Genomic DNA, 21,280 nt, shown 5'->3' with positions numbered 1-21,280 from the left:
TAGCTTGAATCTCAAATTTCAGCCATTTCAACCCCGGAGTAACTGTTTTATGGTTAGTACGGCTCAACCCACCCAAACTCAAACAGCCTGGTCTAAGGCGATTCCCCCCACCAGTACAAATGCTATCCCCCCACCTGTTAAAGAATTTCATCTCACGCCCTTAACCGTAATTTCGGGCGCAATTCCTTCTGGATTAAGAGGTTCGCTCTATCGCAATGGCCCTGCTCGGTTAGAACGAGGCGGCTACGATGCCCAGCATTGGTTTGATGGCGATGGTGCAATTCTCGGCGTGCATTTTACCGATAGTGGTGCCACTGGAGCCTACCGCTTTGTCCAAACGGCAGACTACCAGACAGAAGCCCAAGCAGGCCGTTTGCTCTATGGCGGCTATGGCACCATGCCTTCAGGCTCCCTATGGAATCGGCTGACGAAAGGGACAAAAAATGCCGCGAATACCTCGGTGCTGGCTCTGTCGGACAAACTTTTAGCGCTGTGGGAAGGAGGGCAGCCTCACGCCCTAGATCTCCAAACCCTAGAAACGTTGGGCATAGAAAGTCTGGGCCAACTGGGTGGAGAAAAGCGCTATTCGGCTCACCCCAAACGCGACCCGCAAACTGGCGAGATTTTTAACTTTGGCGTGGGTTATGGCAAAACAGGCATGCTGTACGTCTACAGAAGTGACAAAACAGGCCAAATTTGCCAGCACAACGCGATCGCCTTGGATGGTTTTCCCTTAATTCACGATTTTGTCCTAGCAGGGCAATATCTGGTGTTCTGCATTCCCCCTGTGCGGCTCAATCCTTTCCCCATCTTGCTAAAACTGCAAAGCTACAGTGATGCCCTGACCTGGAAGCCCGAACTCGGCACTCAAATTTTAGTTGTCGATCGGGACACTCTCGCTGTAGTGAGCCGTGGCGAAGCAGATCCTTGGTATCAGTGGCACTTTGGCAATGGCTACGTGGATGCCAATGGCGCAGTTGTCATAGATATAGTTCGCTATGCAGACTTCCAAACAAATCAGTATCTACAGGAAGTCGCAACTGGAAAGACCCACACGCTCGCTCAAGGCACTTTATGGCAACTCCAACTCCAGCCTGAGTCAGGCAAGATCCTCGCCATGAATGAAGTGCTCGATCGCGGCTGCGAATTTCCTGTGGTGAATCCCCAAGAAGTTGGGCAGGCCTCTCGCTTCACCTACCTTTCTACTCATCGTCCTGGTACGGATATCAGCCAAGAACTGTTTGGAGCGATCGCTCGTTTTGATCACCAAACCGGGCAACTAATGACCGCAGATTTAGGCGATCGCTGCTATCCCGCAGAACCCATTTATGCCCCTGATCGCGAGAACCCTGACCAAGGCTGGATTCTGACAGTGGTGTTTGATAGCAAAACAGATCGCAGCGAAGTCCAAATTTTTGCTAGAGATCGCCTGAATGATGCTCCGGTTTGCCGCTTAGCACTACCCAGCATCATTCCCCTGGGCTTTCACGGCACCTGGAAACCAGCCTAGGTTTAGATTACTGGCGGGTGACGGCTGGCTCTAGATTCAGTTTTGCCATGAGCTGGTCAATGTCAAAATGCTCCGCTACCATTTGCTGAACGTATTGCATCTTGATCGGCTCATGCAGGCGCACCTGACCAAAAGCACGGTCAATAATTTCTACCGTGGTTAGCGTATCGAGATCCACAGAGAGAATGGGAATCTCTAGGTCGTCTGCCCGACTAATAATGGTAGGGGTCGGCGGCAAATGCCCAGTCAGAATTAGGCACTGCGTCGAGGTTTCCAGGGCGGCAAGCTGAATATCTGTGCGATCGCCTCCCGTGACCACCGCCATATTCCGCGCTTTCTGGAAATATTTCAAAGCAGAACTGACATTCATCGCCCCGATCGTCAGGCTTTCCACCATCAGATCTAAGCGATCGCCTCGGCAGAGCACTTCAGCATTGAGCTGATGAACCAGTTCGCGCACACTGACACTCCGCAGCAAATCACTGCGGGGAAATAGCCCCAGCACCGGAATTTCATGCTGCGCTAAAAACGGCCGCACCACCTTGTCCACCGTTTCTAACTGCTCTTTGGGAATATCGTTAATTAACACGCCAATCAAGCGATCGCCCAATTGCTGCTTGGCAGCCAGCAACCCATCCACCAGCAGCAACGAGTGACAACGCGCCACCAACAACACAGACGCATCCACCGTTTCTGCTACCTGGAGGAGCGAGAGATCAAACAAACTCCCCTCTTGCAGCGTTCCTGGTCCTTCTAAAAGCACCAGGTCTCCTCCCTGCATCTGCAAATATTGCGTCAGGATCTGGCGGTAATTGGTGTGGTCCAAGCCTTGAATCCGATTTTGCACCGTCTGCTCATCCAAAGAGAGCAACGTTGGCTGCAAGCGATTTTCAGATAAATTTAGAACTTGAGAGAAAAACCGCACATCTTCATCCAGCGCATCCGTTCCAGATTCGCTTAAGCAGGTGCCCAAAGGCTTACCATAGGCAATGTCTAGGCCTCGCTCTTTCAACTGGTAAGCCACACCCAAGATCATGGCTGACTTACCACTGTAAGCTTCCGTTGATCCTACTAACAAATATTTCGGGGACTTTGGCACGTCCTCACTCCTGAATTAACCGCTTTGAACTTCGCTTGCTATCCCCTTTATTGTACGGTGATAGAATGCTCGACTCGGAATTTGACTTAGTCCTCTAAGCGCAAGAGCTTGCGGTAGAAGGCTTGCGAGAAATCAGCATTGCGACTGCGCTTGAAGGTCATCAACAAGTCAATCAAGCAATCGACAAACTCAAAGTTAGCCATCATTAATTCGTAGCTCAGCTCCGCATTGCCTTCAAACTGCATCCGGCAACGAGTTAAGTCTGCGGGCAGCATGGATACGTTCCAAGTAGCAATAAATGGAATCCCATCCCCGCCCTCAATTTTGCGCTGTCCTTCCAAAGCTCCCTTCTGATAAAGGCTGATGGCAAGGGGCAGCACATTTCGCTTGTTGCCCTGATAGTAGGGCATGTAGACGTTGACATCCCGGCTAGCAGCTGGCTGGAGTTGTTCGATGGACATGCTCGAATTTTCCTTAATTTCGGCTTTATTCAAACCCCGTGACAGGCAGGATACCTAGAAACTTTCTTGGTAAGTTGATGACTGCCAGTAGATAGTATTCCCGATTCCTCTCAGTATTTAAACACCTGAGCGACTTGGTCTTGGGTGAGCTTGCCTGCAACTCGACTAAGACGCTCCTTAATTACGGCAGAGCTGGCAGTTAATTATGGCTTTGCTGTAGTATTCTGAGTTGACCTCATGCACTTCGACCCAGACGTTTCGAGTTAGGCAAACGACCCGGATTCCAGATGCCTCTGCTGAATTTTTTTCTGCATCTGGAGCCAGATTGCCTATTCTGATATTTAACACCTGCTTCAGAATTAAAGTTATGGCACCTCTGGTTGCAAATTACTACTTGACCTATCGCTGCAACGCCCGCTGCCACTTCTGTGACATCTGGGCATTGGAGCCGCCACATGAAGCGAGCTTTGAGACTATCAAGCAGAATCTACAAGATCTACGACGGCTGGGAGTTAAATATGTAGACTTTACAGGTGGTGAACCACTGCTGCGAGCCGATGTAGCGCAGATCTATACGGAAGCAAAGCAGCAGGGCTTCCAGACCAGCATGACGACGAACACGATTCTCTATCCCAAGAAGGCGAAAGAGATTCAAGGTCTGGTTGATTTTCTTAATTTCTCGCTGGATGGCGGTGACGCTGAGACTCATGATCAGTCGCGGGGCGTGAGAATTTTTGACACCCTAGTTGAATCGGTTAAACTCGCTCATTCCTTGGGAGAGCACCCGGTTCTTAACCATACAGTGACGGCTCAAAATTATGAGCGTATTGGCGAAGTGGGTGAGCTGGGTCTTCAGCTAGGGGCGCGCGTTTGGCTCAACCCTGCTTTCACCGCTCACAGCAACTACAACGATAAGAAAAACCCAACGCCTGATATGGTGGCCGCGATCGAAGCGGCTGCTAAGAAATTTAACAATGTTGGTTACAATAAGGCTGCCCTGGCTTTTATTGAGGCTGGTGGTAATGACACCAAAAATCCACGCTGCAAAGCGGTGGATGCTGTGATCGCTATTTCACCCGACGACAAATTGCTCCTACCCTGCTATCACTTTGCTCAAACGGGTGTCCCGATTGAAGGACGGCTGTATGAACTTTATCGCCAAAATGAGGTGGTAGAGGAATATCGTCAGTCGCAGGGCAAACTATCTGTCTGTGAAGGCTGTACGGTTTGGTGCTATCTCATTCCCAGCTTCTTCAAGGGTGTAGATAAATATTGGTGGTTGAATCAAATAACCTATGCGGGAGAATTCCTGGCCCGGAAACGATTCCTTCAGCGAGTTTGAGTCCCTTGGCTCTCTTTTAACTGACTTATCGGAGGTAGAAGAGGATTTAGAAACTCCCTCTTATAAGGGTTTTAGAGGTCGGCGACGCAAAGCTGCTTTTACACTCACAATGATTTGGAGTGGTACGATCGCCCTCCATTTATTTTCTTGGGGCATTTGGGTGGTGATTGGCTTAACCACGGTTGTGGGAATCCACGCCCTGCGGATCATGCTGGCTCGACCTTTACCAACTCCAGAACCTTTGGCAGAAGTGGATCAAGCAGATTGGCCTTACGTCTCTCTGCTGGTTGCGGCCAAAAATGAAGAGGCAGTGGTTGGCAAGCTGGTCAAGACGCTGTGTAATCTGGATTATCCTGCCGATCGCTACGAGCTTTGGGTGATTGATGACAGCAGCACCGATCGCACCCCAATTTTGCTTGATCAGTTGGCCAGGGAGTACCCGCAGCTTAAGGTTCTGCACCGAGCGGCAGGTGCAGGTGGTGGCAAATCAGGAGCTTTAAATCAAGTTTTACCCTTAACTCAAGGGGAGATTTTGGCGGTCTTTGATGCAGATGCTCAGGTGTCTCAGGACTTGCTTCAGCGAGTATTGCCTCTGTTTCAACGGCCTCAAGTGGGTGCGGTGCAGGTGCGAAAGGCGATCGCAAATGCTGGCACTAACTTCTTGACCCAAGGGCAATCGATCGAAATGGCGCTGGATGCCTTTTTTCAAGAGCAACGTATTGCCCTTGGCGGAATTGGTGAGCTGCGCGGTAATGGTCAGTTTGTTCGGCGCTCAGCTCTAGAGCGCTGTGGCGGCTGGAATGAGGAAACTATTACGGATGATTTAGACTTGACTTTCCGCTTACACCTCGATCAGTGGGACATCGATTTTCTAGCGGTGCCTGCGGTTGAAGAAGAAGGGGTGACTCGCTCAGTAGCCCTTTGGCATCAACGCAATCGTTGGGCAGAGGGAGGTTATCAACGGTATTTAGATTACTGGCGTTTCCTGGCTCACAATCGTCGGCTTAGCCCTCGAAAGACGTTTGATTTATTCGTTTTTTGGCTGATCCAGTACATTTTGCCGACCGCTTCCGTACCTGATTTGCTGATGGCGCTCGCTCGCAATAGCTCTCCCCTCCTCAGCCCGCTGGCTAGCTTAACGCTGATGCTCTCGTTTATGGGCATGTTTGTTGGTTTACGCCGCTACCAACAACCTAAACTAGCGGCAACTCCAGTCGAGGCTCAGGCAGATTTAGACACTTCTTTCTGGACGAGGCTGTCGCAATCTTTGCAAGGAACTGTCTATATGTTCCATTGGTTGGTGGTTGTAGCCAGCACAACGGCGCGTATTTCAGTGCGACCGAAGCGCTTGAAATGGATCAAGACCATCCATCAGGGCGCTGAAGATGAAGTTTGGTTGGATCTGCCAAAGCAAACCTAAGCGGACGAAAGGGCGATCGCGATTAAGACCGCTGTAAATAGAATTTCTGGAAACGGTTGGTGTTGAGCCAGCCGTTTTTGTTTAGAACGGCACTTCATCTGCTTCTGCGCCTGGGTCGGTTTCATCCCACTCGCTAATCGGGGGCGCGACCACTAACTCGTTACCGTCAGAAGTCCAACCGCTTTCTAAATCAACTACCTTGCCTCCGAAAAACTCTGCTAGCCGCTTGGCTGCGCGTGTGACTTCGTCTTCTTCTTGCCAAGGAATGTTTTGCAGTGATGGCGGCTCGATCGCGGCACTCGCATCTGCTGTGGCAACGGGTTCTGATGAAGCAGCGGTGGTAGATGTAGTTTGGGTCGGCTGGGAATAGTTCGACTCAGGAGCAACAACAGGACGACTAGCGTTTTGTGGCCCTGGGGTTGGAGGTTGAGAACTACTTTGTGGTGGTCTTTCGGTCAGCCGAGGGGGCTGAGGTGCGATCGCTCCAGAAGATTGAGCATTGTTCTCAGGAGATGTTTGGATGGCAGGCGCGGGTTCAGCGGCAGTGGCTACGACTAGAGCTACTTTGACGGGATATCCCACGGCTTTCTGAAACGCTTCCTCGACTATTGGCAAACTGCGCTGAGCAATCTTGACCAAAGGTTGCGATCGCACTCCCACTTTGGCTTGTTGTTTGTCCAGTCCTAGCAGGTAGCACTGTTGACCCAATAATGCTTGTGTACCCCGTAACTCAATACAACCTAGAACTTTTTGCCATAACTGCTCTAAGTTCAGCAATGGGGTAGCTTCGGTTGCTAGCATCCCTCTGTCTATCGGATCAACGAATGCTGGCTCTTGTTCAGCCGCTTCTTGCCAATTATCGGGTTCGCTAATGGAGGTAATCAGAGGTTCAGGCTCTGTCAATTCGATTGCTGTGGTTTCTACAGCGGCGATCGCTTCATCAACTTCTATATGAGTGGTTTCAACCACATGAGCTGCGCCATTCTGAGCGGTTTCATGGACTACAGTTTCAGTTACAACTGCCGCTTGAATATGACTGCTGGTTTCTACCGTTTCTGAAATCGATGCAATAGTGGGCTGAGGGGCAGAAATTAACGCACTCAAGGCACTGCGAAATTCCTGGTCGTGCAAGAGAGCTTGGGCGATCGCACCTGCCAGGACTTCCAAATCCGCCGCTGGAGTAGAGAGCTGATATTTGCTGGCAACCTGACTCAACAATTGCTCCAACTGACCAGCCACACTGGGTGTTTTGCCATTAGACGAGCTGACCGCTGTTGGTTTAACAGGTAAGGAAGCTGAAGATGTTGGGACAGGTTGAATTGTCGGTGGAACTGGAATCCATTGGGGTGCAACGGGAGCAGCACTCACGACAGACGTTTCTACTCCTAACTCAGAAGGCAACAAACCTAACAGCGTGACTTCCAGCCATAGACGCGGCTGAGTCGTGTTTTTAATTTGCACCTCGGCAGCTCGGAGATACTTTTGCCCCTCTAAAATTAGAGCGATCGGGAGTTGCTGAGCAAACTGACACAATTGCGCCCAAGTCGGTGGCGTAATCGCGACTAAATCTCCTCGACTCGGCGCAGTTCTGGCAATGAGTAGATCGCGGTAGAAACTGGCTAGATTTTGTAGGACGATCAGGGGTTCTCGACCCCGATTCATCAAGTGACGTGCCCCATCAAGAACTTGAGCAGGGTCGTTGGTGGCGATCGCTTGCAACAAAGCCAACAAGTCTCGCTCTGGCACCGCTCCAACCAAATCCCAGACTCGCTCAACCGTCACTTGTCCTTCTAGCAAGCTCAGTTGATCTAATAAGCTCTCGGCATCCCGCAGTCCACCCTGGGCAATTTGACCTACCAGTTGCACCGCATCAGGAGCAATGTTGATCGATTCATTGTGGGCGATCGCGCTTAAATGATGCACCATCGCCTCTAGCGGAATCCGCCGGAAGTCAAACCGTTGGCACCGCGAAATAATCGTAGGCAGTACCCGCTGTGGATCGGTGGTTGCCAATACAAACACCACGCGATCGGGTGGCTCCTCCAACGTCTTCAGCAGCGCGTTGAATGCGGCAGTACTAAGCATATGACATTCATCGACCACATAAACCTTGTGGCGACACTGAACCGGGGCGAATTGCGATCGCTCGATCAATTCCCGAATATTGTCTACCCCGGTGTTGCTGGCTGCGTCGATTTCAATTACGTCTAGCGCAGAACCGTTGGCGATCGCTCGGCACACTTCACATTTGCCGCAAGGGGTTTCTGTGGGTGCGTCACTTTGCAGGCAATTGAGTGATTTAGCCAAAATTCGGGCGCTGGAGGTCTTACCCGTTCCCCTCGCTCCTGTAAATAGATAAGCGGGAGCAATCCGCCGCTGCCGCAAAGCATTGGTGAGTGTCGTGGCGATCGCTTCTTGACCCACCAGTTCTGCAAAGGTTTGGGGCCGATATTTGTGGTGTAGCGGTTCGTAGGGCATCGGTTTAAGGGCAGTCCCAAAGCACTGGAGTCAAAAAAATCTGCGGCAATGGCAGAGCAGATATCAGTATAGAGTTCTATACTCTAACCACTGCAATCCTATAGTTTGAACGCAAGTTTTCCATGTAGCAAAACACTATGCCACAGAAGATCGTTTGAAGGGGTGAATAGTACAAGCGTTTCAGTCTATTTTATCGTAGTGATTTCGAGATTGTGTGATGAAGGCGATCGCTCTTTCAACTCGCTTGTTGCAGTTCGGCGTAGTGCCAGCGGGTAACATTCGCTTCGGTGTGGCTGACCAAGATGCCGAGAGATTCTAGGCTTTCGAGATGGTCGGCGATCGCCTGTTTTTTCCGGGCAACTCCTTTGAATTGCGCCACAACTTGCTCTACTGTCCACTCACCACCATTAGTTCTGAGTAGATCACGAATGGCGGCGAGTTGATCTTTGGGTTTCTTGGGCCACGCGATCGTAAATTTTTTGGACCTATGTTTATTTTAAGCAGTCTCTCAAAACCCATTGGAAACACAACCTGCTAGAGTGATGCAGCGTCTCTCTTTGCACCAATGACTCATGCCTGATTCTGCCAAAATTCAAAGCATTTACACCGATGGAGCCTGCTCTGGCAATCCTGGCCCCGGTGGGTGGGGAGTCGTCGTTTACTTCACCGATGGTTCCAGGCAGGAATTAGGCGGTGGCGCAGCGGCAACCACCAACAACCGCATGGAAATGCAAGCCGCGATCGCTGCGTTAGAGTTTCTTGCCACTGCTAAACAAAGCGAACCGATTAGCCTTTACACCGACAGCGAGTATGTCAAAAATGGCGTAACCAAATGGGTCGCGGGTTGGAAAAAAAAAGGGTGGAAAACCGCGCAGGGCAAAGCCGTTTTGAACCAAGATTTGTGGCAAACCCTAGATGAACTGAACTCGAAACAGGTAGAGTGGCGATATGTTCGCGGCCATGCGGGAGATGTGGGAAACGAACGCTGCGATGCGATCGCTCGTAGCTTTTCCCTGAGCAGACCTATAGCCTTGAAGCAACGCTCGCCCCAAACAGCAAACTCTAAAAATTCCCTAGAGCCAGAGTTAGACTTAGTCGCGACTACACCCTCAGGGTTGCCCACAACTGCCACATCTGAATCAGACACAACTGACATTGCTAGCACCAACGCCGTACAATCCAGTGTCAATCTTGCTGAGCTTTCCACGATGGATGTGACTATGACAGATTCCATTGCCCCCGCCCCTTTAGAAAACCTCGATAATTTGCCCCGCGAGGTTCGTGTTGCCCAACTCCGCAACTTAATTGAAACGCTCCGCATCTCGGATGAGATTGCCAAGCAGGGATATTTAATTAGTAGTTCCGAATTAGCTGATTTGATGGATGTCAACGCCAGCGCCGTGACCAGCCGAGGTGACAACTGGGTTTGGCGCAACTGGGTCGTCTCGCGAGTGCGCCGTGAAGGCAACCAGATCCTCTGGCAGCTAGAGCGGGTAGACTAGCTGCAAGTAACGTTCAAATATTCAAGCTGCATGGTAATGGAAAAACGACGTTGGCTACAAATGGCTTTGCAGCTAAAAGGCTCAGTCATTCCGTCTGTATTTCCTCGAACCCTGTTATGTGGTTTTTTTGGCGTTTTTATTTCCATTCTGTTCTACTTCGGCTTACCAGTTGCGCAGCCGATTTTCGCGAACGTGATTCCTAGTATCGTCCTAGGTTTGCTGCTCGTTTTTCGGACCAACACCGCTTACGAGCGTTTTTGGGAAGGTCGTAAGTGCTGGGGGCACTTAGTTAACACGGTACGGAACCTCGCCCGCCAGATTTGGATTGGGGTCGTAGAGCAAAGTCCCCAAGAGCGCACCAATAAAATTGCTGCCCTACGCTTACTCGTTGCTTTTGCGGTTGCTACCAAGCTGCATCTGCGCCAAGAACCCGTTAGTAGTGAACTCGAACCTTTGGTGCAGCGATCGCAATATTTCAAGCTCCAGGAAATGAATCACCCGCCGTTAGAAATCGCTTTCTGGATTGGGGATTATCTACAGGAGCAATATAGTCGCGATCGCGTCAATCCCTACCAACTCTCAGGCATGCTCCACCTCCTTGATGAAATGGTCAACGCTTTGGGTGGGTGCGAGCGGATTCTCAAAACTCCGATGCCGATGGCTTACGCTATTCACCTTAAACAGTTGCTCTTGATTTATTGCCTCCTATTGCCTTTTCCCCTGGTAGCTGAAATCGCTTGGTTTACGGGACCAGTGGTAGCGCTGGTTAGCTTTACCTTGTTTGGCATCGAAGAAATTGGAATTGAAATTGAAAATCCCTTTGGTCGCGATCCCAACGATTTACCGCTGGATGCCATTTGCAGCACTATGCTCCGCAACATCGAAGATCTAATCACGTTGGCTCCTTGCACTCGTTCTTACTCAGATAGCTCTGCGATCGCACCTCTAGAATCACCGACCTCTTGAAATGTTGCTCAAACTCAGAAATTTTTGTTGGGGACTGGCGCTTTCAAACACTTGTGCTATATTAAGAAGTTGGAACAAGATTTCCCGTCAGCACAGAGATCTACGCGTAGGTGCTGAATCTACCTGGGAAGTTGGTCAGTAGAAGTATTTGCAAAATTTATCGATGACGAAAGTTGTTATGAACCAACAGGTTATTCACCCAATGGTGAAGCTGCAGCGTCAGGTGCGATCGCTGGTTGACTCAAATTTGATCAAGCCAACCGACAGCATCTGGAAAATTGCCTTTCTATATGGCGACGAGTGGCCCCATTGGAAGCAAGAACTGCAAGCTTACGATTTCACAATGCAAGACCCGGTTATTGACCTCTTAGAAGTTGAGGCTTGGGAAGACGAAGAGTAATTCACGAAAACAGCTATAGCTTGAGGGCAATCCTGGGCGATTGCCCTTATAGTTCTCGTTCACCAACGTGTAAGCTCAGACTTTGAATTAAAGACAACTAGCCAACGCTTGGGCTAATTCTTGGGCTGTTCGGTAGCGATCGCCCACTTGCGGATGGGTAACTCGCTCTAGCACCGCTTGTAACCTTGGTGTAATGGTGGGAATTCCTTCTGGGCGAAAGCGATACTCAGCCCCCCGCTTTCGATAGAACTTATAAGGAGTTTCCCCAGTCACGAGAAATACTAAAGTAGGGGCGATCGCATATAAATCAGACTGCGTGACAGGTTGACCTTGCTCTTGCTCAGGAGCACTATATCCTTCTGCCCCAATGCGGGTGCCCAACGGAGTGCCAAATTCCTTGACTGCTCCAAAATCCAGCACCACAATTTGCTGATTGCGGTGGCGCACCATCAAGTTTGCGGGTTTAATGTCTCGGTGAATCACCGGAGGGTGTTGTCTATGCATGTAATCTAGCACCTGACAAGCTTGAACCATCCATTCCAGAGCTAGTTTAAGTCCCACAGGGCCTTGCTGGTAAATCCGCTTTTCCAAGTCCTGACCCTGGATCATTTCCATCACCAGGTACTTCTTGCCATCCTCAACAAAATAGTCAAAAAACTGAGGAATGCCAGGGTGCTGCAAAGTCTGCAAAATTCGAGCTTCCCGCTCAAATAATTCTTGCGCCTTTGCCACTGTAGCCATATCAGCATTCATTTCTTTCAACACCCGGAGTGGCGACCTTCCTAGCTGCTGCGGAGCGGTTTGTGCTGTTGAGGCGTGGGCCGCATCCCAAGCTAAATAAGTTGTGCCCATGCCGCCTTGACCCAAAGCCCGGAGAATTTGGTGCTGACGGATCTGCCGCTCCACTCTTAAGGGTTGACCACAATGAAGGCAAAAGAGATTGTCTGGTGGATTGCCCAGATGTGGGCATCCCACTACTGGAAGTTGATAACTCTGAACTATGGTGGTTTGAACTTGGAACTTGAGCGTAGGACCACCTTGAGCTAACTGCAACAAGGCTCCGTCCAACAGCAACCCTTGGGTAACCAAGATCCCATTGAGAAACGTACCGTTTCTACCTTGGTTCACCATCTCCCAAGGACTTTCGAGATCGGTCGCATCGGTCTGTCGCAGTTCTACATGGTAGCGAGAGACAAGGGTGCTATTGAGCACTATGTGGTTGTCAGGAGAGCGACCAATGCGAATAATTGGCTCGTTCTCGAAACACCAACGCTGAGGGGGAATCAGGGCTTGAGGGTCTAATAAGGTCAAGGTAACCACATCGGGAAATCCTTGCCACGATAGGTATCAATCTAGCCTTTTATTGTAAGGGAGTAGTTGGGCTTTCGGCTTGCCACTTAAGCAGCAGATTGGCGCAGTTGGGCTAAATTGGGCCGTACTCTGACTCGAATTGCGATCGCCGTAATGTTGTCGTGCCCGTTGTATTGGTTTGCCAAATCAATCAGTTGATTAACGCCCCGCTCTAAGTTGGATTGAGAACTCAGTAAGGGTTCTAAGTGAGTACGCCAATGGGTTTCTAGCAAGTCATGATCTGATAGGCCATCAGAGCAAAGTAGCAGCAGCGTATCCTCAGTCAAATCGATAAATTGCACGTCGGGATTAATAAAGTTTTCGTCCCGTGGCCCTAGCGCTTGGGTGAGTTGATAAGCATCTGGGCGAGCATAAGCAATTTCGGGTTCAACGCCTCGTTGAATTTCTCGTTGGCCGACTTCATGATCAACCGTCACTTGCTCTAAACCTTGACGACGGCTGAGACGATACAGGCGGCTGTCGCCAACATGGGCCACGACAGCAGTGGTGCCTTGAATTAAGACCAAGACTAAGGTGGTTCCCATTCGTCCACTACCAGAACGAGCATCTTCTTGATTGATGTCGTAAATGGCTAGATTGGCTAGACGGACGGCCTCCCGAATCTCTGCTTCTGAAGGGAGAGGCGGTTCGCGCCGCTCTGAGTTGTCTGAGTTCTGCGGTTCTAGCCAACGAGTTTGAAAATAATGCCGTAGCGTATCTACAGCCATCGCACTAGCCACTTCACCGCCTGCATGACCCCCCATGCCATCGCAGAGAATATATAGCCCTTTCCCCTGCATCGTTCGTCCCTGAGGGCTTTCAATCTTCTTGAGTTCGGTGTGGATGCCAAAATAGTCTTCGTTGTGCTCGCGTTGTCGTCCAATGTCGGTGCGACCCGCATCTTCGAGATTGACTAACTGCATTGGTAGGACAACTGTGGGCGCATCGTCGGCACTACTGTCATCTGTATCTGACAGAGTTGACAGCTGGACAAGAGGATTGCTAGAACTCTCTGACGAACTGTTGGTCGCTACAGTTGTAGTTTGGGCTGGGGCGTGACTCACTGGACCCACTTTGCCAGCCTCCATGAAGTTAGGGTCAGAGAATTCAGGATTCATCATAGGGGCTGTGAAAGTGCTTTGAAGTTCCTGGGCGATCGCTTGCAAGCGAGAACGGAGCTGATCTGTCGTCTGAATACTACCTTCCTGTAAATCGCGAATTAGCAGGGCCAGTGCAGCGATCTGGGTCCGTTGTGACTGCTCGAACAACCCTTGCCAGAGTTTGCCCAAATCCTGCAAGGTAGGCAACGAGCCTTCAAGGTCTCCATACAAGCGTTGCAAACAAAAGACTTGGTCTTCATCGACCCGCAAGTTGCTTATCTCTAACAAGCTTTGACAGCAGTTCCAAGCAGCTAAGACATCCCAAATCTCGGAGATTTCTCGGAGCCAATACAAAATCTGCAATGGCGAAATTGCACTATCCCGCCATAAATCAGCCAGCAGTGGCAAGTGAGAGCGGTCCTCTAGCAGTAACACCGATTGGTGGTCTTGTTGCCAAGCATCGTGAACTCCTGGCAACGTGTGGTAAAACTCTGCTTGCAAAGCTAAATAAGGCTCCGCGATCGCTGGAATGGCTAGTGCCGTTGTGTCCTCTGAGGGAATTGCATTGATTGCGGCACTTGTTGCGATCGCCTCTGGATCTACCATTTCCTCAGGAGTGGTCTCAGAAGTTGCTTCAGCAGTAGTTGGGGACGAGGCTGTTATCTCTGCTGTCGTCTCTGAAGGAGGCTGGGCATCACTGCCGCTGTAGACTTGATAGAAGAGAGTCTCCAAAAGCGACATCTGAAACGGCTGACAATCCAACACTTTAATCGCTACGCCCTGCTGAGCACCGTTTTGGGTTGGCCAAGGCTCTAGCAATTGGTAACGCTGGTTGGAGTCTAAGTAGCCCCAAGTCGAAACGCTATCTACTTTAATCGCTGTTTGCCCACAAACAATCGCTTGCCACACGGTTGCCGTCGTCGCGCCGCAGCTTTGGCATTGCTTAAGCTCAAATGGCACTGAATTACCACAGTCTGGGCAAATTTTCTGGGTCAGAGAAGTGCCACATTTCTGACAAAAATTATTGGTATCTGAATTTTCGAATTGACATTGGGGACAAACAAGCATGATCAAACTGCCTCAAATTCCCGTCATTGCTGCCAAGCCCTAGGATGGCGTGATTGTAATTGCGAACTCAGTGGTCTAAGTCAAGTTTCCGTTGGCTCTATCAATATCCAGACCTGCTATCAGTGATCCTCAAAGGTTGAATGAAAAAGTTGTTAAGGAACCAAACTTGGAGCTAAGGCGGGTGACGAATTCTTAGCAAGTTGACTTGTGTATAGGGTACCTAAAATTTCTAACCCTTCCTACCTGGGTTACAACCCCTATGGTTAGAAATATTACGCTTGAAAGTGGAAAGTAACTTTATCTCCTTTGCCTAGTGAGATGCGATCGCCGGGACGTAACCGATGGCGATCGCCGGGACGCAAGGGCAGGTTGTTAACATAAGTACCGTTGGAACTGCCTATATCTTCTATATAGTAGGCACCCGCTTCAGCTCGGATATCCGCATGAATACGGGACACAATATCAGAATCTGCAAAACCTGACACATCCAGATCCGGAGGCACGCGATCATTGGGTTTACCGATATGAATCACATCCAAATGCGGGGGTAGTTCCAGAACCGTATTGCTTTGCACATGTAGTAGGCGAGCTGTAAATTGCTGTAACTGCGTTTTAGCTGCGGTTGGCGATGGTGGTAGCGGGGTGGGTGCTACGGTTGCATCCGGCATGACGGCGATCAGTGGCGGTGGCGTTATGGCAGGCCCAATAGGGCTGGACTGCACTTCGGCTTGGAGGTTGGAGGCTGGGGTAGGAGGATTCACGATGGTTTGGGGTACAGGGCTATGGACAGACTTAACACTTTGCATGGCATAGCCACACTGACCACAATATTCAGCTCCAGCCGAAACAGCAGCCTTACAGTTGGGACAGGCTACGGTTTCAGGTAAGGGTGTGTAGCAGGCCTCGCACTGGGTGGCTCCCTCTGGATTAGGATGAGCACAATTTGGACAAGTAATCATAAGTTGCAAGAGCAAATTAAAAGTAATGATTAATATGATTTACGCAAAGGTTGGCAGAGGAGCCTGAAATTGAGAGAAGTCACAGCTGGGCTGATCTGTAATTTTGCCAGATTTAGAATGCCTTAGGATACTTTACGAATACACCTACACGCAGAGAGATTCGATCCCTAAAGTGCCATTGGCATGCTTATAGTTCCTTGTCTCTAGTGTTTAGCAGCCTTAAGGGGATTCAGCTAAACAGATTTGGTCCCAACTGAATTTCGGTTCCAGCCTAGTTATAGATACACACTTTTAGGGAGTGACTTCCGGAGAGAGCTAACTCGAAACTGTACGCGAAAATACGGAATTAGTTGTACCAAACGCCTCTTAGATAACTTAATTGCACGGTTGTTGACACCACCAAAAGGTAGAGTTTGCTGAAAACTTATGGAGTCATTCGTTAAGTTATGAGTAGCCTGGAGACTGCTTTAGTAATGCCATATTTGGTAATCCCATAACAGAGCGATAACGAGCTTCAACCTGCCGCAATTCCTGCGATCGCCGTTGAGTAACCCATTCGCTGTGCTGGAACAACTGTTGCCGTTGATTGTTCACGTCAATGGTGGTAACTTGACCTGCCGCCACAATGCGATCGCCTCTCACCCAAACGCTATCCACTGCATTGGTGGGTCGCCCTAAGATCAATAAACCGACGGGATCAGTGCGGGGTAGTAAAGACAAGCTGGTGAGGTCATACATTACTAAGTCTGCTTGTTTACCAATAGTCAGAGAACCCAATTGATCACTGACATTCAAGCCTTTGGCACCTCCCAAGGAAGCCATTTCCACTGATTGACGGGGGGTAATCCAGTGTTGGTAGTCCAGATCGGTGACGTTGTGTAGAAGTGAACCAATTTTGATTGCTTCTAACAAATCTTGCGAGTCGTTGCTGGCTGCACCATCGCAACCAAACGTGACGTTGACCCCAGCCTGACGATATTTCAGCAGGGGGGCAATGCCGCTACCTAAACGTAAGTTGCTCAAAGGGTTGTGCACCACAGTCGATCGCGTCTCGGCCAGAATTTCAATATCAGCATCGTCTAGCCAGACACAGTGGGCCAGAGAAGTGCGATCGCTGAGATAACCAATCTGTTGCAAATGTTCGACCGCACTACAGCCGTATTTTTCTTGGGCTAATAGCTTTTGGGCTTTGGTTTCGAGCAAGTGAGCATGGCGGCAGAGGTTATAGCGATCGCTCAGCTCAATACAGCCCTTAAACAAGGCATCCGAACAAAGTTGGATTCCGGTTGGTGCCACCAAAATATTGATCCCTTCAGCAGGACGGTGAAATTGCTGCACCATCTCCTCAACTAGGTTCAGAGTAGCTGTAGTTGAGCGCAGGTAGGGGTCATGGTTGATGGCTGCACCACCAGAAGGCACCCCAGCGCTGAGAGCTTCATCTTGAATCAGAGGCGCGACAAAGGCGCGAATGCCAATCTCTTGATAGGCTCGCACCGCCGCAGCTACGGTTTCTAGTTCTTGGCCCGGAATTAAAACTAGGTGGTCAACCACACTAGTACCGCCAGAAAGTAGGGTTTCTACCGCAGTGCCCAACGCACTGAGATAAATTTGCTCCGGGTTGAGCGGCGAAAACTCGTACAGTTCAGCAATCCACAGCTCTAAGGGAACGGGCGGAATGATGCCGCGCTGCCACATTTCCGAGGAGTGGGTATGAGCATTGAAAAAACCTGGTAACAGCAGCTTATTCTGACCGTCTACTGCTGTCCCAACCACTTCTAGCTGAGAACCGACCGCTGCAATTTGTCCTGCGTTAATTTGGACATCAACCGTCTCGTAAGTTTGGTCAACCGGGATTAAAACATTCTGAATTGTAAAGCTCACAAACCTGACCCAAGTGATGTTTTGAGGGGGCTCGACTCTGCCTTGATCTTAGGGAATGAGGGGTGGGAATGTATCGTTCTCACTGCTGATTGAGGCTTTGAAGCTGTATTAAAAAGTGCTGTCTCAACTGCAAAAGCCGTTTAAGGTGAAGCTGTAAACACTTGGTTCATCCTAGGTTGCTTGAACTGTTGGCAAACTATTTTGATAGCTTTTTATGAATCATCCCTCGTTGCGATCGCTCGGAGTTCCACCCAATGCTTGGTATGTAGACGCTGCGATCGCCGACCTTACCCGTCCACCCCTTGATCCCCAACTCATTACACTAGCTACCGAAACCAAAACTTTACGCCTAGACCTGGCTAAAGCAGCAGTCTTGGTGATCGATATGCAAAATGACTTTTGTCATCCAGACGGTTGGTTGGCTTCCATTGGCGTCGATGTCAGCCCAGCGCGGCAACCGATCGCACCGTTGCAGGGCTTGCTGCCTGTTCTACGCAACGCTCAGGTTCCGGTCATTTGGCTCAACTGGGGCAATCGCCCTGACTTGATGAACATCAGTCCTGCGACTCGACACGTCTACAATCCCACGGGTGATGGGGTGGGTTTGGGCGATCGCCTGCCAAATGGTGCCCCAGTGCTGAGGAAAGATAGTTGGGCCGCAGCAGTCGTTGATGAACTAGAACTAAAGCCAGAAGATATTGCCGTTGATAAGTACCGCATGAGTGGCTTTTGGGATACCCCGCTCGATAGTATCTTGCGAAACTTGAGTCGAACTACTCTATTTTTTACTGGCGTCAATGCTGACCAATGTGTCATGGCGACGCTGCAAGATGCCAATTTCCTCGGCTACGATTGCATCTTGCTGCAAGACTGTACCGCGACTACCTCTCCAGAATTTTGCTGGCAAGCCACACTCTATAACGTCAAGCAGTGCTTTGGTTTTGTCAGTAATTCCCATGCCCTGATTGATGGCATTAAAACCATTAGCCCTAGCAACTAGTCAATAGCTACCTTTCCCCTCAACCTTGGAGTCTAATGTCATGAATGCTTGTGTGATTCCGGTTGCTAAAACTCCCAACGATTATCAAGCTTTTCGCATCAGCCCTCAAGATACCAATCGATTGGCGATCGTATTTGATCCCAATATTGCCAACGCATCGGTCACTATGTGTGTCGAGATTTTTGATATTGGTGGCAAAACCCCACCTAACCGACATCAATTTGCCGTGGAAATGTTTTTTATCTTGAAAGGGGAAGGGCTGGCCCATTGTGATGGCAAAGTTGTAGCGATTCGGACGGGCGATAGTATATTGGTCCCACCGACAGGTACCCACGCCATTGAAAATATAGGCATGGGTCGTCTGTACGCCCTCTGCGTTATGGTGCCCAACGAAGACTTTGCCGAACTGATTCGTAGCGGCACCTCGGTTGAATTGGACGAGGAGGATTTGGCCGTTTTGCAGCGATCGGATGGGTGGGGCGCACGTTAGGCTTTCTATGTTTTCTGTGCGTCCTAAAGAAACCGTTTCAATGCTGACTCGCGATCGTGTCCGTTTAGATGCGGATGTCTATCGACCCGATGCGGTGGGTGAGTTTCCGGTTTTATTGATGCGGCAACCGTATGGACGGGCGATCGCTTCAACCGTGGTGTATGCCCATCCTACTTGGTACGCGGCTCACGGCTACATTGCAGTAATTCAGGATGTGCGGGGGCGAGGCACATCGGAAGGTGATTTTGATTTGTTTGCCCACGAAATCGAGGATGGCTTTGATGCCGTCAATTGGGCGGCGGAATTGCCTGGAAGTAACGGCCACGTGGGGATGTATGGCTTTTCCTATCAAGGGATGACCCAGCTGTATGCCGCGATCGCCCGTCCTTCTGCCTTGAAAGCGCTTTGCCCCAGCATGATTGGTTACGACCTCTACAGCGATTGGGCCTATGAAAATGGGGCATTTTGCTTGCAGGCAAACCTAGGCTGGGCGATTCAACTCGCTGCCGAAACTGCCCGATTGCGAGGAGATGAAGCAGCCTTCCAAAAGCTTTACGTAGCAGCTCGTAATTTACCTTTGCATGATCCGATTCCAGCGCGTCCCCATATTTTGAAAGACTTAGCGTCAGATTCTTTTTACCACGATTGGTTAGAGCACCCCACACCAGACGATTATTGGGCCAAGGTGTCGCCGAAAAACTATATGCAAAATCAGAATATTGATTTGCCGATGTTGCATATTGGTGGCTGGTTTGACCCCTACCTGCGAGGGACGCTGCATCTCTATCAAGATTTAGCGGCTCGCAGTCAATATCCTCAGCATTTGGTCGTGGGGCCGTGGGCACATTTGCCTTGGGGCCGCAAGTTGGGCGCGATCGATTATGGCCCAGAAGCCAATAGCCCGATTGACACACTACAAATTCGCTGGTTCGACCAATTTCTCAAAGGCATCAACACAGGATTACAGGACGAACTGCCTGTCCGCCTATTCGAGATGGGCAGCAACGAATGGAGCTTTTTTGAGCAATGGCCTGAAGGCAAACCCAAAGCCTATTTTCTCGCTAGCAATGGTCTTGCCAGCCTAGATGACCAAACAGGAACTCTGGTAGAAACTTCTCCAGAAGCGATCGCCCCCGATGTCTTTGTGCATGATCCTTGGCGACCTGTCCCAGCATTAGGGGGTCATGCCTCGTTGCCTGCGGGTTCCTACGATCGCTCTGCTCTTGATTGCCGTACCGATATCGTCACCTATACCTCTGCCCCGCTAATCGAAGATTTGCATATTGTCGGTGAGGCGATCGCAGAAATTCATTGCACCGCAGACCAACCCAGTTTTGATCTGTGTGTCGTGCTCTCGAAAGTCAAACCGAATGGCAGTGTATACAACTTGACTCAAGGCTACATGCGAGTGAATCCAGGCCAAACAATAGCTCCCCTCACGATTCCGCTGCAAGCGACTTGTGTGCAAATCGCTCAAGGTAATGCTCTCCGCCTCAGCATCAGTGGAGCTTGCTTCCCCGCCTATCCAGTCAACCCTGGCACAGGTGCTTTTCCTGCCGAAACCCGTTTGATTGATGCCCAAATTATTACGGTGGCGATCGCATCAGGCAAGCTCATCCTCCCTACCACTGAATAAAATCCTGCGCTTAATCGCTATTGCCCATCAACGCCACGTCCTCATAGAGAGTTGCGATCGCACTTTGGGAAGCAACGCTAGCCAGTTGAATTTCGGCGCTATTAGTATAAGGAGTTAGCACCCACTGATCGGCTTGGTTGCGACGAAACACATCCACACTCATCCGTTTTTGGCTCACCAAAACATATTCCTGAAGGCTCTCAAGCTGGCGGTAATCGGCAAACTTATCGCCTCGATCGAAAGCTTCAGTCGTGTCTGATAGAACTTCCACAATCAAGCAAGGGTAGCGCACAAAGTTGTTGAAGGCGCGATCGCGCTCATCGCAAGTAATGATTACATCTGGGTAATAATACGCGTTGATTGCCTCAATATGCACTTTGGTATCCGAAGCAAAGGTGAGGCAGCCTTTTCCACGCAAATGCGTTCTTAAAGCTGTGGCGAAGTTGACAGCAATCAGGACATGAGCATTACTCGCTCCTGCCATTGCGTAGATCTGACCGTCTCTATACTCGTGTTTCACAGAGCTATTGCCTTCTCCTAGCAAATAGGCTTCTGGAGACACATAGCTACCACTAGAATTTGCAACCGCTTCTCATATTCCAGTTCAGTACTTTTAGT

The 21,280-nt window shown here is 50.0% G+C and carries 17 protein-coding genes and 1 pseudogene; 9 read left to right on the top strand and 9 right to left on the bottom strand.

Features of this window, described 5'->3' with window-relative positions; all coding sequences use genetic code 11:
- Positions 1 to 49 precede the first annotated feature (49 nt).
- Positions 50 to 1,510, top strand: a complete 1,461-nt coding sequence (locus tag H6F68_RS03185; protein ID WP_190556392.1) for a carotenoid oxygenase family protein — start codon at positions 50 to 52, stop codon at positions 1,508 to 1,510.
- 7 nt (positions 1,511 to 1,517) lie between these two features.
- Here H6F68_RS03185 and H6F68_RS03180 read toward each other — a convergent pair whose 3' ends face one another.
- The gene (locus tag H6F68_RS03180; protein WP_190556390.1) at positions 1,518 to 2,609 is read right to left on the bottom strand and encodes a DRTGG domain-containing protein; all 1,092 of its coding nucleotides are present in this window, start codon (positions 2,607 to 2,609) and stop codon (positions 1,518 to 1,520) included.
- Between the two features lie 86 nt (positions 2,610 to 2,695).
- The gene (ebsA, locus tag H6F68_RS03175) at positions 2,696 to 3,070 is read right to left on the bottom strand and encodes a type IV pilus biogenesis protein EbsA (protein ID WP_190431275.1); all 375 of its coding nucleotides are present in this window, start codon (positions 3,068 to 3,070) and stop codon (positions 2,696 to 2,698) included.
- A gap of 367 nt (positions 3,071 to 3,437) precedes the next feature.
- Here ebsA and H6F68_RS03170 point away from each other — a divergent pair, with 367 nt between their 5' ends.
- Together H6F68_RS03170 and H6F68_RS03165 are read left to right on the top strand one after the other, a co-directional pair.
- On the top strand, positions 3,438 to 4,412 hold the full coding sequence (locus H6F68_RS03170; protein WP_190431276.1) for a radical SAM protein: 975 nt from the start codon (positions 3,438 to 3,440) through the stop codon (positions 4,410 to 4,412).
- Positions 4,366 to 5,832 carry a glycosyltransferase family 2 protein gene (locus tag H6F68_RS03165; protein WP_190556388.1) on the top strand — a complete coding sequence of 489 codons (1,467 nt, stop codon included), beginning with the start codon at positions 4,366 to 4,368 and terminating at the stop codon, positions 5,830 to 5,832. The genes H6F68_RS03170 and H6F68_RS03165 overlap by 47 nt, the downstream gene beginning before the upstream one ends.
- Before the next feature lie 81 nt (positions 5,833 to 5,913).
- On the opposite strand, the gene H6F68_RS03160 is transcribed toward H6F68_RS03165, so the two are convergent.
- Both H6F68_RS03160 and H6F68_RS28375 read right to left on the bottom strand, forming a co-directional pair.
- Positions 5,914 to 8,310 (bottom strand): DNA polymerase III subunit gamma/tau, encoded by a 2,397-nt coding sequence (locus tag H6F68_RS03160; RefSeq protein WP_190556386.1) that lies wholly within the window; start codon positions 8,308 to 8,310, stop codon positions 5,914 to 5,916.
- A gap of 235 nt (positions 8,311 to 8,545) precedes the next feature.
- The gene (locus H6F68_RS28375; protein ID WP_199299861.1) at positions 8,546 to 8,689 is read right to left on the bottom strand and encodes a hypothetical protein; all 144 of its coding nucleotides are present in this window, start codon (positions 8,687 to 8,689) and stop codon (positions 8,546 to 8,548) included.
- Positions 8,690 to 8,882: 193 nt separating this feature from the next.
- Here H6F68_RS28375 and rnhA point away from each other — a divergent pair.
- The 3 genes and pseudogenes from rnhA to H6F68_RS03140 all read left to right on the top strand — a co-directional run.
- Positions 8,883 to 9,311: pseudogene (rnhA, locus tag H6F68_RS29725) on the top strand (ribonuclease HI); the annotation flags it as partial.
- Between the two features lie 537 nt (positions 9,312 to 9,848).
- A complete protein-coding gene (locus H6F68_RS03145; RefSeq protein WP_277875999.1) occupies positions 9,849 to 10,778 on the top strand; it encodes a bestrophin family protein in 930 nt (309 codons plus the stop codon).
- 163 nt (positions 10,779 to 10,941) lie between these two features.
- Complete coding sequence (locus H6F68_RS03140; RefSeq protein ID WP_242016726.1) at positions 10,942 to 11,178, top strand: DUF4327 family protein; 237 nt, start codon at positions 10,942 to 10,944, stop codon at positions 11,176 to 11,178.
- Positions 11,179 to 11,265: 87 nt separating this feature from the next.
- Here H6F68_RS03140 and H6F68_RS03135 read toward each other — a convergent pair whose 3' ends face one another.
- From H6F68_RS03135 to H6F68_RS03120, 4 genes are all read right to left on the bottom strand, one after another.
- Positions 11,266 to 12,498 (bottom strand): protein kinase domain-containing protein, encoded by a 1,233-nt coding sequence (locus tag H6F68_RS03135; protein WP_190556380.1) that lies wholly within the window; start codon positions 12,496 to 12,498, stop codon positions 11,266 to 11,268.
- A gap of 77 nt (positions 12,499 to 12,575) precedes the next feature.
- A complete protein-coding gene (locus tag H6F68_RS03130; RefSeq protein WP_190556378.1) occupies positions 12,576 to 14,696 on the bottom strand; it encodes a serine/threonine phosphatase in 2,121 nt (706 codons plus the stop codon).
- 272 nt (positions 14,697 to 14,968) lie between these two features.
- A complete protein-coding gene (locus tag H6F68_RS03125; protein ID WP_190556376.1) occupies positions 14,969 to 15,655 on the bottom strand; it encodes an FHA domain-containing protein in 687 nt (228 codons plus the stop codon).
- A 444-nt stretch (positions 15,656 to 16,099) separates the two neighbouring features.
- Complete coding sequence (locus H6F68_RS03120) at positions 16,100 to 17,536, bottom strand: amidohydrolase (RefSeq protein WP_190556374.1); 1,437 nt, start codon at positions 17,534 to 17,536, stop codon at positions 16,100 to 16,102.
- A gap of 214 nt (positions 17,537 to 17,750) precedes the next feature.
- Here H6F68_RS03120 and H6F68_RS03115 point away from each other — a divergent pair, with 214 nt between their 5' ends.
- The 3 genes from H6F68_RS03115 to H6F68_RS03105 are packed head-to-tail and all read left to right on the top strand — an operon-like array spanning position 17,751 to position 20,662.
- Positions 17,751 to 18,536 carry a cysteine hydrolase family protein gene (locus H6F68_RS03115; protein ID WP_190556372.1) on the top strand — a complete coding sequence of 262 codons (786 nt, stop codon included), beginning with the start codon at positions 17,751 to 17,753 and terminating at the stop codon, positions 18,534 to 18,536.
- Positions 18,537 to 18,576: 40 nt separating this feature from the next.
- Positions 18,577 to 19,026 (top strand): cupin domain-containing protein, encoded by a 450-nt coding sequence (locus tag H6F68_RS03110; RefSeq protein WP_190431286.1) that lies wholly within the window; start codon positions 18,577 to 18,579, stop codon positions 19,024 to 19,026.
- Between the two features lie 7 nt (positions 19,027 to 19,033).
- Positions 19,034 to 20,662, top strand: a complete 1,629-nt coding sequence (locus H6F68_RS03105; protein ID WP_190556370.1) for a CocE/NonD family hydrolase — start codon at positions 19,034 to 19,036, stop codon at positions 20,660 to 20,662.
- 10 nt (positions 20,663 to 20,672) lie between these two features.
- On the opposite strand, the gene H6F68_RS03100 is transcribed toward H6F68_RS03105, so the two are convergent.
- Positions 20,673 to 21,224, bottom strand: a complete 552-nt coding sequence (locus H6F68_RS03100) for a Uma2 family endonuclease (RefSeq protein WP_190556368.1) — start codon at positions 21,222 to 21,224, stop codon at positions 20,673 to 20,675.
- Positions 21,225 to 21,280 lie beyond the last annotated feature (56 nt).

The organism is Trichocoleus sp. FACHB-262, assembly GCF_014696035.1.
GTDB lineage: Bacteria > Cyanobacteriota > Cyanobacteriia > FACHB-46 > FACHB-46 > Trichocoleus.
The sequence above is the reverse complement of the archived record's forward strand: the minus strand, read 5'-3'. Positions and strand labels throughout refer to the sequence as shown.